Origin of the sequence: Actinomadura alba, assembly GCF_014323705.1 — a bacterium.
GTDB classification, from domain to species: Bacteria; Actinomycetota; Actinomycetes; order Streptosporangiales; family Streptosporangiaceae; genus Actinomadura_C; species Actinomadura_C alba.
The window spans coordinates 311149-324828 of the sequence record NZ_JABVEC010000003.1 but is presented as its reverse complement, the minus strand read 5'-3'; the positions used below and the strand labels follow the sequence as shown (position 1 = coordinate 324828).

The 13680-nt window shown below is 69.8% G+C and carries 15 protein-coding genes; 7 read left to right on the top strand and 8 right to left on the bottom strand.

Going from position 1 to position 13680, the window contains the following annotated elements:
* Positions 1-254: 254 nt before the first annotated feature.
* A complete protein-coding gene (locus tag HKK74_RS39675; RefSeq protein ID WP_246491274.1) occupies positions 255-737 on the bottom strand; it encodes a hypothetical protein in 483 nt (160 codons plus the stop codon).
* A gap of 38 nt (positions 738-775) precedes the next feature.
* Between HKK74_RS39675 and HKK74_RS39670 the strand changes: the two genes are divergently transcribed.
* Positions 776-1534, top strand: a complete 759-nt coding sequence (locus HKK74_RS39670) for an RNA-guided endonuclease TnpB family protein (protein WP_246491273.1) — start codon at positions 776-778, stop codon at positions 1532-1534.
* Here the strand turns inward: HKK74_RS39670 and HKK74_RS07010 are convergent.
* From HKK74_RS07010 to HKK74_RS07000, 3 genes are all read right to left on the bottom strand, one after another.
* A complete protein-coding gene (locus HKK74_RS07010) occupies positions 1521-2027 on the bottom strand; it encodes a DUF6644 family protein (protein ID WP_187242239.1) in 507 nt (168 codons plus the stop codon). The two genes, HKK74_RS39670 and HKK74_RS07010, sit on opposite strands and share 14 nt — an antisense overlap.
* On the bottom strand, positions 2024-2665 hold the full coding sequence (locus tag HKK74_RS07005) for a hypothetical protein (RefSeq protein ID WP_187242238.1): 642 nt from the start codon (positions 2663-2665) through the stop codon (positions 2024-2026). Before HKK74_RS07005 ends, HKK74_RS07010 begins: the two co-directional genes overlap by 4 nt.
* 162 nt (positions 2666-2827) lie before the next feature.
* Positions 2828-3232: a hypothetical protein gene (locus tag HKK74_RS07000; RefSeq protein WP_187242237.1), complete on the bottom strand. Its 405-nt coding sequence runs from the start codon at positions 3230-3232 to the stop codon at positions 2828-2830.
* A gap of 209 nt (positions 3233-3441) precedes the next feature.
* Between HKK74_RS07000 and HKK74_RS06995 the strand changes: the two genes are divergently transcribed.
* Both HKK74_RS06995 and HKK74_RS06990 read left to right on the top strand, forming a co-directional pair.
* A complete protein-coding gene (locus HKK74_RS06995; protein WP_187242236.1) occupies positions 3442-6255 on the top strand; it encodes a hypothetical protein in 2814 nt (937 codons plus the stop codon).
* Positions 6256-6279: 24 nt separating this feature from the next.
* Positions 6280-6753 carry a hypothetical protein gene (locus HKK74_RS06990; RefSeq protein WP_187242235.1) on the top strand — a complete coding sequence of 158 codons (474 nt, stop codon included), beginning with the start codon at positions 6280-6282 and terminating at the stop codon, positions 6751-6753.
* Positions 6754-6945: 192 nt separating this feature from the next.
* Here the strand turns inward: HKK74_RS06990 and HKK74_RS06985 are convergent, their stop codons facing one another.
* Positions 6946-7464, bottom strand: coding sequence for a hypothetical protein (locus HKK74_RS06985; protein ID WP_187242234.1), 519 nt, complete (start codon positions 7462-7464; stop codon positions 6946-6948).
* Between the two features lie 371 nt (positions 7465-7835).
* On the opposite strand from HKK74_RS06985, the gene HKK74_RS06980 reads away from it, so the two are divergent.
* The gene (locus HKK74_RS06980) at positions 7836-9422 is read left to right on the top strand and encodes an alkaline phosphatase D family protein (protein WP_187242233.1); all 1587 of its coding nucleotides are present in this window, start codon (positions 7836-7838) and stop codon (positions 9420-9422) included.
* Here HKK74_RS06980 and HKK74_RS06975 read toward each other — a convergent pair.
* Genes HKK74_RS06975 through HKK74_RS06965 form a run of 3 tightly spaced genes read right to left on the bottom strand, consistent with a single transcriptional unit; the run spans position 9343 to position 11228 of the window.
* Entirely contained in the window at positions 9343-10626 is a 1284-nt protein-coding gene (locus HKK74_RS06975; RefSeq protein WP_187242232.1) for an MFS transporter, read from the bottom strand. The genes HKK74_RS06980 and HKK74_RS06975 overlap by 80 nt on opposite strands.
* A gap of 37 nt (positions 10627-10663) precedes the next feature.
* Positions 10664-11011, bottom strand: coding sequence for a type II toxin-antitoxin system PemK/MazF family toxin (locus tag HKK74_RS06970; RefSeq protein ID WP_187242231.1), 348 nt, complete (start codon positions 11009-11011; stop codon positions 10664-10666).
* The gene (locus HKK74_RS06965) at positions 10998-11228 is read right to left on the bottom strand and encodes a DUF8778 family protein (protein ID WP_187242230.1); all 231 of its coding nucleotides are present in this window, start codon (positions 11226-11228) and stop codon (positions 10998-11000) included. The genes HKK74_RS06970 and HKK74_RS06965 overlap by 14 nt, the downstream gene beginning before the upstream one ends.
* Before the next feature lie 202 nt (positions 11229-11430).
* On the opposite strand from HKK74_RS06965, the gene HKK74_RS06960 reads away from it, so the two are divergent.
* From HKK74_RS06960 to HKK74_RS06950, 3 genes are read left to right on the top strand one after another with little or no spacing between them, the layout of a single operon-like run.
* Positions 11431-12057 (top strand): dihydrofolate reductase family protein, encoded by a 627-nt coding sequence (locus HKK74_RS06960; protein ID WP_187242229.1) that lies wholly within the window; start codon positions 11431-11433, stop codon positions 12055-12057.
* 28 nt (positions 12058-12085) lie between these two features.
* Positions 12086-12421, top strand: a complete 336-nt coding sequence (locus HKK74_RS06955) for a YciI family protein (protein WP_187242228.1) — start codon at positions 12086-12088, stop codon at positions 12419-12421.
* Positions 12418-13674 carry an RNA polymerase sigma factor gene (locus HKK74_RS06950; protein WP_187242227.1) on the top strand — a complete coding sequence of 419 codons (1257 nt, stop codon included), beginning with the start codon at positions 12418-12420 and terminating at the stop codon, positions 13672-13674. Before HKK74_RS06955 ends, HKK74_RS06950 begins: the two co-directional genes overlap by 4 nt.
* The last annotated feature ends 6 nt before the right edge of the window (positions 13675-13680 follow it).

Here is a 13680-nt window from a genome sequence, read left to right as displayed (position 1 = left end):
CGAGGAGCCCTGGCCTTCAGCTTCAGGTCTGGGGAGGAATCGCATCCTGAGCTGCGGCGCGGAGCGCCGCAGCATCATTCCGAAGTGCTCCCGCGGCGGGGCTGTGCTCTGTCCGGGCGCTTCTGGTTTTCGATGTACTCCTTGTCCACGGTCAGTGGTGCGCTGCCGCAGGACCCGGTGAAGTAGGAGGGCGACTTCGGTTGCTACGTCGGGGTTCGGTTTCTCCGGTGTGGTGACGTAGGTCGCTGCTATGGTCACCCGCTGTGAAGGTCGTCACGCAGGTGAAGCTCATGCCGGATGCCGCGCAGACACCGGCGCTTGAGCGGACCTTGCCCGCGATCAACGAGGCCGCGAACTGGGTCTCCGCCGTCTCCTTTGAGAATTTCCAGCTCAAGGGCGGCGTCCGGGAACTGCGGAAGCTGTGTTACGGCGAGTTGAAGGACCGTGGTTTCGGGGCGCAGGCCGCGCAGCACATCATCAAACGCGTGGCTGATGCGTACACGACGCTGCGCGCGAACATACGGGCCGGGAACCTCGGCCCCGAGGGATCCAGGCGGCGGCGCAAGGCCACCTCGAAGGCGATCGTCTTCCGCCCTGAAGCGGCGCATACCTACGACGACCGGTGTCTGTCGTGGAACTACGACGCCCAGACGGTGAGCATCTGGACTTTGGACGGCCGGATCAAGAACGTCCGCTTCGCCTGCTCGCCGGGCGCGCTCAAACAACTCACCCAGCACCGCCCGGGCGAATCCGACCTGGTGTTCCGTGACGGGAAATGGTTCCTGATCGCCACCTGCGAGGTTCCCGAGGCTCCCCAGTTCGAGCCAAAGGGCTTCATCGGCGTGGACCGGGGCATCAACAACCTCGCCACCACCAGCGACGCAGACAACCACTCCGGCCGCCGCCTGGACCGGTACCGGCGCTGGCAGGCCCGCAAGAAGGCAGAACTCCAGGCCAAGCAGACCCGCTCCGCCAAGCAGCTCCTCAAAAGCGCGCCCGCCGTGAGGCCCGGCACGCCACCCACATCAATCACAAGATCGCCAAGACTGTCGTTGCTGTCGCCGCACGCACCGAGCGTGGAATCGCCCTGGAAGAGCTGGGCGGTATCCGTGATCGGGTCACGGTTTCCCGCGACCAGCGAGCACGCCAGTCTTCCTGGCCGTTCCACCAGCTCGGCTCATTCATCGCCTACAAGGCCAAACGCGCCGGAGTGCCCGTCATCGAGGTGGACCCCAGGTATACCTCGCAGCGCTGCCCGCGCTGCGGCCACACCGAGCGCGCCAACCGGCCAACTCGGGACCACTTCCACTGTCGTCGGTGCGGCCTCGCTGGGCCGGCCGACCACGTCGCCGGGGTCAACATCGCACAGCGAGCGGCCACGGCGTGGGTATTCGTCACCATGCCCGAACCGGCCCCCGCAAAGCAGGAACCGGTAGATGTGACCTGTCACCGCCCTGTCGTAGGGGGGAGTCGGGAGCATAAACGGAGCCGTACCCAACCGAGCCCGCAAGCTCGGTCGTTCACGGCCGAGTAGTTGGCACGTAGGCGATCAGCCGGCCGCAGATGATGACGGCCGGCCAGACGGTCAGTGAGATCACGGCCGCGGCCCGGGCGGACGGCGGGGTCCGGACGTCGGCGTCCCAGTCCTTCACGTCGCGGAACAGCCCGGTGTGGAACAGCAGGATGTTCAGCCCGGCCGCCGCGATGAGCAGCATCTTGAGCTGGAAGACCGTGTTGTAGGCCAGTTGGGTCGCGTGCGCCATGAACATCAGCGACCCGGTGAGGGCGACCACCGTGAAGCCGATCCGCGACCACCGCAGGGCATGCCCGGCCAGCGCGGTGACGCGCAACTGCCGCGCCGCGCCCAGCAGGCGCAGGTCGAAGAGCACGATGGCGCCGACCATGATGGCCAGCCCGGTGATGTGCGCCGCCTCGGTCAGTGGATAGCCCCACCGGCTGTCTCGTACAGCGCTGGCGGGAGGGACCGTCTCCAGCCAGGTCAGCACCGTATCGACGGCGCCGCTCACCGCGACCGGGTCCGCCGGTTCCGGAGCCTGAGCAGGGCGATGATGAAGCCGGCGGCGACCGCGGCTCCTCCGCCCAGCAGGACCAGCGGCGGATCCTCGGAGGGGCCCCGGGTGTCCACAGCCTGTGGAGGGGCCGATTCGTCCGGCGGGCAGGCGTCGACGATACGGGTGATCGATCCGCGGTAGTGGAGCGACCGCCCGTTGACGTAGAGCATCTGGACCCGCAGTTCACCCGCGTACTCGTCGCCGTCGGCGGCGCAGCGCCGGTAGGCGATCGCCGAGACGTCGTCGCCGACCTGGGGCAGGTCGTTCATGGCTCCCACCTCGCCGGTGAGGTCCGGCGGCAGCAGCAGTTCCCGCACCTTGCCCGCGCCCTCCACCACCGGCGGGCCGTCCCAGTCACGGTGACCGCGCAGCCGCTGTACGTCCGGGAGCGGGTCGGGAACCTCCAGATCGGCCGGCACCTCGATCCGTAGCCGGGCGTGCGGGAAGCCGTAACGTGCCTGGATCAGTCGGCCCCGCAGATACAGCGGCCTGCGCGCCTCGTAACTTCCGCTGCCACCGTGATGGCCGACCAGGCCGTACAGGATGAGGATCCCGATCGCGGTGCCCGGCCCTAGTCGCGTCCTTCGCGGCATACGCACATCTCCTCACACGGCGGCGGCACCCCAGATATATGTGGCCCTACATAAAGACGCGTGAAGGACAGAGCGGCTCCCGGCTCTGCACCGCGGACGCACTCCCACGACGACGGTGGCGGCGATCTCTGCAGATCGCCGCCACCGCAGGTGTCGGCCTGGCTAGGCGGTGCCCGTTGAGCTGTTCCGGCAGTTGGTGCTGGCCCCGGTCGAACTGTTGTAGCGGCATACCCTGATGTAGACGGGCGACCGCTCTGCGACGTTGATGGACTTGGTCACACATGCACCGTTGGTAGTCGTGTCGTCCACGTACCCGACAGGGTTGAAGTCGATCGCGGGGATGCCGTTCTGGTCGGCGTAGAGCGTGGCCCTGGCCCGCAGACCGTCCAGCTTCAGATCGCAGACCTTGACCTCGTCGCCGCTCGAGTAGAAGTAGGCGCCGGCCCCCGGATTGGAGTCCGTGGAGTAGGTCGGGCCGATATCGGCCAGCGCCGGATTGGCGGTGATCATAACGACCGCCGCGCTGAGGATGCCTGCCGTCAGGAGCTTGCGCTTTCCAACTCTCACGAGTCACCTTTCGTCGCGTACCGAGTACGTACCGGCCTGGGCCACGGTGCACCGCCGTGGCTCGGCGATCCCCGATACAGGTGACCGTGACGAGCGTCTGCCGACCGTCAAGTGATGCGGCCCGACGTTTCTTCCGAAGATCGATGCGATGCCGCAGAGACCTTCGCTACCTGGGGATCTTGTCAGGTATTACTGCCACGATGCAGCACATGTCACAAGCGACGGGAAACGTCTGGGTTGCTGCCGGAGACGGGTACGAGGTGAGCCTCGACGGAGGGGAACTGGCGTGCCGTGACGACCAGGGCGACGCGTGCGAGCCGATCCCCCGGCGAGTGCTGGAGACCAGGGCTTATCCCGCCTGGGCGCTGATCCACGATCCGGGCGACGCCGAAGCCGCACTCGAGGTCGTCGCCGGTCTGGAGCGGGCCGCCCGCAGTGAGTCCAGCGATGCCGCCGCCACCTACGAGTGGCTGGCGCGCAAGCTGCCCGCCCCGCACCTCCCCGTCTTCTGGGAGCATGCCGGCCGAGCCCTGATCAGGTCGGGTGACGCCAAGCGCGCCGCCGTCGCGTTCGGCCGGGCGCGCGAGGCGGAGGAGACGCACGCGCTGCCGGTCGACGAGACCGTGTGGCCGGCGTCGCACTTGGAGTTCGCCGCGGCAGGCGCGCTGAGCGGCAAGACGACCGAGGGGTTCGCGGCCGGGCTGCGCAAGAGGCTCGAACCGGTGCACGCCTTCGAAGCGCTCACCGAACTGGCCGTGGTGCGCACGCGGAGCGGGTCACCGCCGTGGCCCGGGCTGGCCCGTCAGCTCACCGCGCTCGCCCGGCCGGCCGGCCGGGACGCGACCGCAGAGCAGCAGCGGCTGATCGAGCGGCTCCTGCCACTGCCCGCGATCCGCCAGACCCCGTTCGCCCTGTGGAAGGCCTGGCGGCCGGCGCTCGTGCCGCCGGCCGAGACCACACCCGGCGTACGGGCCCTGCTGCTCGATCTGTTCCCGGTCGCCGACGACCTCGACGGCTGGTGGCTGGACCTGCTCGACGAGTGCGGGGCGCTGGCCGCCCTGACCGGCGACGACCCCTCCGGACCAGAGCCCCTCGACGGCGCGGCCGGCTGGCTCACCCGCGCCGTCGTACACCCGCAGCGGGTCCGCCGTGACCGGACCCGCCGGCCACTGCCACGACAGATCGCCGCACTCATTCCCAGGATGAGCGCCCGGCTCGCCGCCGACGCGACGCCCGTACGGCTGGGCGAGTCCGACCGCTGGGACGGCCCGCACGGGTGGGATCGCTTCCTCCGCATCATCGATGTACGGGTCCTGGAGGCATGCCTCGCGCACGACGTGCCCGTGGCGCCTCCAGCAGCAGACGCGGCACTCGGTCTCGGTTACTGGATGTCCGACCGGGATCCGGGCGAGGACCTCCCCGCGCTGGCCGCCGACCCCGGCTTCGCCCCCCTGCTGCACGAGGCGATGGACCGCTTCTGGGACCGCGGCGATCTGGAACGAGTGCCCGCGCTGCGTCCGCTGCTCCGGGCGGCGGCCGGCGGAGGGCCGACGGGACCAGCGGCGATCTCACGGCACCCGATGGACGACGCCAAGGTCGCCAGTGCGCTTTACGGGCTGGCCGAACGTTGGGGCTCCTCGAACGACACCGGAATGCTGCGCGGCATCCAGCTTGCGGGCCGCCTCCTGGACGGCTCGCTCGCCCCGGACGCGCTGGAGCCGGACGGGCTCAGGGCGGTGAACGGCGACATGTGGCTGCCGCTCATCGGCCGGATCGGGGCGGTGGCGCTGCGCGCCGTGGCCGCGTCGACCCGCGACGAACGCAGGGAACGGCTGCTGGCCCTGCTGGAGGTCTGGGCCGAGACCCCGTTCGCCGACACCGGCGCCCGGCTGCGCACCGGTGTCGCCGAGACCGAGCGGTCGGCCGTACGCGGTGAGCACGGTACGGCCATCGCCGTCGGCTGGGCGGGCGAAGGGCGGCGCCGCTTCATCGACGTGCGCGACGGTGCGGGCGAACCGCCGTCGCTGGGACCCGTCACCGACGTCACCGATGTCCCGAGGGGCTGGGGCGAAGCCGACCGGCTGCGCCGCCTCGTCGCCCTCGTCCGGGACCGCGGTCCCGTGCCGTGGGACCCGGAGGCAGTGGGCCTCCTGGCAGGACGCACCGGGCTGAGCCGCCCCGCGGCGGCCCTCACCCTCGCTGGCGTCCCCGGCTCCAGTGGCTACAACCCACCGTTCCTGGACGCGAACGAACGCAAGATCTTGCGGATCAAGGCCGCGGAGGCCGACGACGCCAGAGCGGAACTCGGCGGCCTCACCAACGAACAGCGGCTCGACCTGCTGGCGTCCGTACTGCCCGCCGACCCCGCCGACCTGTGGGAGCCGGGTGGGCTCCGTGCGGTCGCCGAGCGGGTGGCCGAGACATGGAACGCGGAGTTCGGCCGCCGGGTCGGCGTGCCCGAGGAGACCGTGGCGGCGGCGATGGCTCTCGGCACGCGCCTGCCCGCCGCCGAGGTCTGCGCGGCGCTCGCCGACCCCCGCGCCGTCCCCGTCCTCACCACCGACGTGGACTCCTGGGTAGAGAAGGGGAAGTACGGGTGCACGGTGGCCAGCCACGACCTGGCGGCCTGGCGGTTCGAGGGGTTCCTCACCACCCTCGCCCTGGGTGTCCGCTGGGCCTATGCCGAACTGCTCGCCGGTGACCCGGTCCGGGTCGGCGCTCCCGAGGCGGTGGAACTGCTGCGCGAGCGGCTGGCCCACCCGGGGTTGCTGCTGAAGGCCGGCAGCCCCGGCTTCGGTGACGAGACGATCGAGGACCTGCGCGCCCGATTCGGCGACGAACCGTACCAGGGACCGGAACCGCTCGATGTGGACAGCGTCGACGACGGTCTGACCGTCGCCACCATGGGCTCCTGGTCACCGGACCTGTTCTTCCGGCCCGCGCTCCTGGGCGAGGACGCGCGCTCCCAAGCCCTGCTCACCACGGCCTCGTACGGCACCTGGACGCTCACCACCGTCCAGTGACTGCTCGGCGACGACTGCGAGCGCATGATGGCGCGGATCCGGTCCGGGGCACTTCCCGAGGGGGCCCACGAGGCGTACCCGCCGGCCGCCGTCCCCGACCTGGTCGCGGAGGTCGCCGAACGGTTCGGGCTGGAGCCCGACCCGGCCGTCCTCTACCTTCAGCTGCTGACGCTGCTGAGGCCCACCGACCGGAACGTCCGTACGTGGAACGGCTGGAAACCGGCTCGGCACAAGGCCGCGGTGACGGCACTGACCGGACGCGGCCTGGTGATCGAGGCCAAGCGGGCACGGGCCGGACGCGGGGTGTTCCTGCCCGGCGGATGGGTCAAGGCCGACAAGCCGCACCTCCCACTCGAAAGATGGAAAGCGGAGCTGTACGGTCTGTTGCTGTACGCCGACGGGACGGAGACCGGCGGCCTGTCCTGGCCGGGACGGCCGCTGCCCGAGCTGTACGCCGCGGCCTGGCAGCGGATCCTGGACGGTGACCAACCGGGCTGAGCCGGCGACCCCCGTCAAGGACGGCGGGCCGGGTGGGGATGCCATCGAGGAACAGCGCACTGTGGTGAGGCGACCGGCGTGGACCTGGTCGGCGCCTCGCTGCCGCGTTCCTCGATGCCATCCTGCTCCTGATGGAGCATCGACGGTCGTCAACGGCCGGTGCGGTCATTGGCCACCGCCATCGCGGCCGGCTCAGTCGATCTCATACGGGCCGTACTCTTCTTCCGGGCCGTACTCTTCTGCAGGACCGTACTCCTCTGCAGGACCGTACTCTTCAGGGCTGCGGTACTCTTCCTCGCCGGGTTCGTTATCGTAGCGGCGTTCGTCTCCCCACCTGTGGCGGTAGTACTCGGGCTCCTCTTCCTCTTCCTCCCTGTGGCGGCGGAACTCCTCCCCTTCTTCTTCCTCGCACTCTTCGCTGAAGCGGCCCTCTTCTTCGCACCATTCGGGTTGGTAGCGGCCGTCGGGGTCGGAGGCGTCGTCGTCGTGACCGGCACCGCTGCCTGCGTTAGCGGCGGTATTCGTGCTTGGGACTTGGGGCTTGATGTACGGAGTCTGGCTTGCGGAGGCTATTCCCGAGATGCTCAGGACGGACGCGAGTGCGACTGGTGGGACCAGGATCTGTGCTTTCTTTAATCCCTTCATAAGGATGTCCCTCCTTCGTAAGCCGGTTTCTGCGATATTCCGTGTACAGCGCTTGGGAGAAAGCATGCCCGCTTCTCCGTTGCACTGGTCGGGAACATTGATTCCGACATTAGGCGACAATTCGCCCGAAATAGGACAACCGGACATAAATTAGCCCTGAAGTCGCGTAATCTTTTTGGATGTGCTTCTCTCCGTGTGCACGGACGTGCACGGAGGGTGTTCGATCATCGGCCCGACGCGCGCGGGCAGGCGGGTGCCCGACCACGGGTTCGCCCTCAACCTCAGCGGCTCGCAGAACCCGCCATGCCGATCGGCGCCGTCGTCTTCACCGCTCCCCCTGCCCGCGACCTGATCGCCGACGAGGTGTTCGGCCGTGTGTCACGTCGCCGCCATGCGGGGGACGCCGGGCGGTAGGCGACGGCCGGTGATCTACCGCCATGACGCACAACACCCCCGTCCCGTCCGGTCTGAACCGCCGTCGCTTCCTCGGCGGCATCGGCGCCGTCGCCGGGCTGGCCGCCGCGAGCCAGGTGCCGCTCGAGGGCGACGCCCTCGCGGCACCGCGTATCCGCAGCGGCGAGTACCCGTTCAAGCTCGGCATCGCCTCGGGCGACCCGACGTCCGACGGCGTGGTGCTGTGGACCCGGCTCGTGCCCGATCTGTTCAGCCCGGACGGCGGCATGCCCAGCCGTCCCGTACCCGTCGACTGGCAGGTCGCGCTGGACGCGGGCCTGCGGAGGGTGGTCAAGCACGGCACGGTCTCGGCCCTGCCCGAGCTGGCGCACTCGGTGCACGTCGAGGTCGAGGGGCTCGAGCCGGGGCGGGAGTACTACTACCGCTTCCGCTACCGCGGCGACGTCTCCGACGTGGGCCGCACGCGCACCGCGCCGCGCGAGCACGGCTCGCTCGGGTCGCTCAGCTTCGCGTTCGCCTCCTGCCAGGACTGGACGCACGGCTTCTACTCGGCGTACCGCAACATGGCCGAAGAAGACCTCGACCTCGTCATCCACCTCGGCGACTACGTGTACGAGTACGGCGTCGCGGCCGACGGGGGAATGCGCAAGACACCGACGCCCGACGTGCTGCGCGAGGGACCGAAGAACCTCGACCGCTGGCGGATGCAGTACGCGCTGTACAAGTCCGACCCTGACCTGCAGCGCACGCACGCCCGCTTCCCCTGGCTGGTCACGTGGGACGACCACGAGGTCGAGAACGACTACGCAGGGGACTACGACGGCACGATCAGCGCCAACCGCGCCGCGGCGTACAAGGCGTGGTACGAGCACCAGCCCGTGCGCCGCCGCTCGCTACCGCGCAAGGACGGTTCCCTCAAGCTCTACGGCCGGTCCACCTGGGGCCGCCTGGCGCAGCTCGACCTGCTCGACACCCGGCAGTACCGCACCGCGCCGCCGTGCGGCTGGGGCGAGGCGCCGGCCTGCGACGCCGGCAACGACCCCACCAAGGGCACCATGCTCGGCGCCACGCAGGAGAAGTGGCTGCTCGACGGGCTGCGCCACTCGAAGGCGCACTGGAACGTCATCGCGACGAGCGTCATGATGGCGCGGCTGGACCACGACGGCCCGACCGGCGACATCATCTGGCACGACGCCTGGGACGGCTACCCGGCCTCGCGCAAGGCCATCACCGACACGTTCACCTCGGCCAAGGTGCGCAACCCCGTCCTGGTCGCCGGCGACTGGCACTCGACGTTCGTCAACGACATCAAGAGCGACTTCGACCGGCCCGAGTCCCGTGTCGTGGCGACGGAGTTCGTCGGCACCTCCATCAGCACCAATGGTGACGGCGAGGTCTACGGGCCGTACTACGGTCCGATGATCAAGTGGAACCCGCACATCAAGTTCTTCGACGGCGACCGCCGTGGCTACGTCACCTGCCGGCTCAACTCCCGAGAGTGGCGGACCGACCTGCGGATGGTGCCGACCGTCAGCCGGGCTGACGCGGCCGCGACGACGTTCGCCTCGTTCGTGGTCGAAGACCGCCGCCCGGGGGCCGTGCGGCTCTGATGGGCGGCCCCGCCGGCTGAATCCCGGGCCGGACGACCAGCAGGATCAGCAGACCGGCCGCGCACAGGCTCGCCCCGATGCCGTACGCGAGCCGGAAGCCGAAGTGCTGGGCCAGGCCGAGCAGCGGACCGGCCAGGATCGCGCCGATCGTGAAGGAGTTGGTGAACAGCGTCGTGGCGCGACCGGGTTGCCGTGGGAGCAGGTTCTGCATGTACGAGATGCCCAGGCTGGTCACCCCTGCGATGAAGGTCGCATTCACGATCTGCCCGGCGGCCAGCGTCCAGACGTCCGATGCCGCTGCGGCGTACGCGTAGTACGCGACGCCGCAGCCGGCGCCGGTGAGCACGAGGGGCCGCAGGCGGATCCGGGTCGTCAATGCGCCGAGACCGAGCATGAGCGGGATCTCGAGTGCGGCGCACAGGCCGAGAATCAGGCCGGCATCACCGGCATCGCCGCCGAGGTCGGTGCTGATGAACAGCGGCAACGCCTGCAGCCCCAGGGTGAGAGGGCACTGCAGGAACGTGAACGCGGCCGTGGTCAGCAACAGCGTCCACCGTGACGCCTCCTGCGAAGCGGGGACGCCGGCGATGGGTTCGTCGCGGGAGGCGGCCGGCGCCGACGGCGCGTCGGCCCCGCCGAGCCAGAAGATCGCCACCAGCGCGGCGACCGCGTACATCGCGGCGGACATCCCGTAGACATACGTGAAGCCGCCGGCGTCCAGCACGATCGCCGCCAGCGGCGCTCCGGCCGCCCAGGCGAGCGCGTAGACCGTCCGCAGGGTGCTGACGCCCATGGCGCCTCGGCCGGAAGCGTCGCGGGCCAGGACCTGACGGGCGTAAGCGAACGTCTGCGGAAACAACGCGCCGGCCGGCGCCGTCGCGATCACCGCCAACGCGAGCAGGATCCAATAGTCGCGCACGAACGTGGTCAGCCCCATGCTGATCATGCCTGCCACGGATGTGCCGACCAGTAGTGCCCGGCGGATCGGCCGCCGGTCGGACAGCCGGCCGATGAGCGTCGCCGCGACGATGCCCGCGATCGGCGCGACGACCATGAACACCGTGACCCGTACCGGACCGGCGTCCACGGCCGTGCTGAGGAACAGCGAGAGGAACGGCAGGACCACGGCCGTGGAGATGCCGAGGGCCAGGCAGATCAAGCCGAGGGGCAGCAGCGCCCGGCCGAGGTGCCGCGTGCCGGTCATGTGACCGCGTCGCGACCGTCCGTGGGATTCGAGCGGGTCACAGGCTCAGATGAAGGCGGAGGGCGTTGTCCAGCAGTCTCAGCGTGGGCCCGGGTACGGTGCCGATGCGTCCTCGCAGCCGGTCCAGCGCGACGGAACGGACCTGCTCGGCCTGCGCTTTGGAGTCGGCCTTGAGCCCGCATTCCGAGGCGCTGAGCGCGACCTGGAACGGGAAGACCTTCTCGATGTTCGAGGTGACGGGGACGACGGTGATGACGCCGCGGCCGGTCCGGTCGGCGATGCGGTTGGCGGCGTCGTTGCTGACGATCACTGCGGGTCGCAGCTTGTTGGCTTCGGATCCGCGTGCAGGGTCGAGGTCCACCAGATAGACGTCACCTCGCCGCATCGGCGATCCCGTCCGCCGAGGTCGCGTCCCAGGGTGCGGAGTCCTCGCCGTGCTCCCACTCCTGCCATGCCGCCGCGTAGGCGTCTTCGAGATCGACCGAGCGCAGCAGCGCGACGGCCTGGTGCAGTACGGCCGACCTGGATTTGGCTCCGGTCCGGGCCGCGTAGTCATCGATGAACGCGACGTCTTCATCCGGAATGCTCACACCGACCTTCATACCATCGATGCTACCCAGATTCCGACCGTACGACTAGGTCAAGGAAAGCGCCCGGTACCTCAGTCCGACCACGTAGCCGGCCACCGGCCATCGACCTCTTGGCAAGGACCTGGCGGGCTGTCGATTCCGGAGGACCTCGTTCGCCGTAGTGGGCGAGGGCGTCACCACCGGCGCCCGACGACAGGTGAACGAAGGAAACGACATGCGCAAACTGATGGTGACCACGTTCGTGTCGCTGGACGGTGTCATGCAGGCACCGGGCGGCGGCGACGAGGACCGCGACGGCGGGTTCGAGCACGGCGGCTGGGTCGTACCGCACATCGACCAGTGGATTCTCCAGCTGATGACCGCACTGACCGGCCGGGCGGGCGCGCTGTTGCTCGGGCGCAAGACCTACGACGTCTTCGCCGCCACTTGGCCGCTGGCCGGGGTCGACGACCCGATCGGGGCGAGGATGAACGGCCTGCGCAAGTACGTCGCGTCGCGGACTCTGGACACCGTGTCGTGGCAGAACTCGACGCTGCTCACCGGCGACGTACCTGAGGCGGTCGGCAGGCTCAAGCAGGGCGAGGGCGGCGAGATCCAGGTCCACGGCAGCGGCAACCTGGTCCAGACGCTCGTCGAGCACGACCTGGTCGATGAGTTCCACGTGCTGGTCTTCCCGGTTCTTCTCGGCTCCGGCAAGCGACTCTTCGCGGAGGGGACCATCCCGTCCGGCCTCAAGCTGGTCGACACCGCCACGTCGAGCACAGGTGTCCTGGTCAGCACGTACGCGCGGGATGGCAAGCTCGAGTACGGTGCGATGGGCCCCGAGACCGGCAACTGGTGATCGACGGAGAAGACCAGACAGGAGGGCCATGCCGCAGTACGCGATTCTGATCTACGAGAAGGAAACCCCCGGAGGCGTGGCGGACATCCCGCCCGACGTCATGGAGGCCAACATGCGCGCTGGGGAGAAGATCGCCGCGATGGGCGCGAGGGTCGTCAACGAGCAGGCGCTGCAGCCCAGCGCGACCACGCGGACGATCCACAAGAACGGCCTGGTCACCGACGGCCCGTTCATCGAGAGCAAGGAAGTGATCGCCGGATTCTTCGTGGTCGAGACCACGGACCTCGAAGCGGCGGTCGCCATCGGAAAGCTGCTCCCGATCATGGATGGCGCCGTCGAGGTGCGGCCACTGCTCGCGGAATGACCACGGTCCGACAGGCGGTCGCCGACGCGCACCGTCGCGAGTGGGCCATGGTGCTCGCCGCGACGGTCCGCGTCACCCGCGACCTCGACCTGGCCGAGGAATGCGTCCAGGACGCGTACGCCGCCGCGCTCGATGCCTGGACGCGCGGCGGCGTACCGTCCAGGCCCGGCGCCTGGCTGACCACCGCGGCGCGGCACAACGCACTGGACGCCCTGCGCCGGGCCAGGACCTTGCGGTCGAAGCTGCACCTGCTGGTGGAGCTGGCGGCGGCCGACCCGGATTTCCCCGCCGACCTGGATCTCTTGACCGGCCCGGTGGTGCACGACGACCGGCTGCGGCTGATCTTCCTGTGCTGTCACCCGGCGCTGGCCATCGAGGCCCAGGTCGCCCTCACGCTGCGGCTGGTCTGCGGCGTGACCACCCCGGACATCGCGAAGGCGTTCCTGGTCTCCGAGACGACCATGGCCGCCCGGATCACCCGGGCGAAGAAGAAGATCACGGCGGCGCGGATCCCCTTCCGGATGCCCGTCCCGGGCGAGTTGCCGGACCGGCTGGACGCGGCCCTCACGGTCATGCATCTGCTCTTCACCACCGGCCACACCGCACCGGCGGGTCCCGCGCTGACGAGGAACGATCCGGCCGAGCGCGCGCTCGACCTGGCACGCATGCTGCGCGACCTGATGCCGGACGACCGGGAGGTACGCGGGCTTCTCGCGCTGCTCCTCGCCAACCACGCCCGCCGGGCCACCCGTACCACCGCCGACGGGCGCCTGCTGCCGCTCGAGGAACAGGACCGGTCGGCCTGGGATCAGGAGGCCATCGCGGAGGCGCACGACCTGGTGCTGGGAGCGCTGAGCGGCGGGGATCCCGGCCGGTTCGCCTTGCAGGCGGCCATCGCGGCGCTGCATGCGACCGCACCGACGTACGGCGGCACGGACTGGGACCAGATCCTGGTGATCTACGACGAGTTGTTGACGGCCTGGCCGTCGCCGGTGGTCGCTCTCAACCGGGCCGTGGCGGTCGCGATGGTCCGGGGCCCGGCGAGCGCGCTCGCCGAGATCGAGGAGCTCGAACAGGACAGGCGCCTCTCCGGCTACCACTACCTGCCCGCTATCAAGGCCGACCTGCTGCGCCGGCTCGGCAGGAACGCCGACGCCGCCGTGGCGTACGAACGGGCGATCGCGCTGGTCGGCAACGACGCCGAACGCGCCTTCCTCGCCGTCCGGCTCGCCGAGACGGACACGCTTCATTGAGTCGTG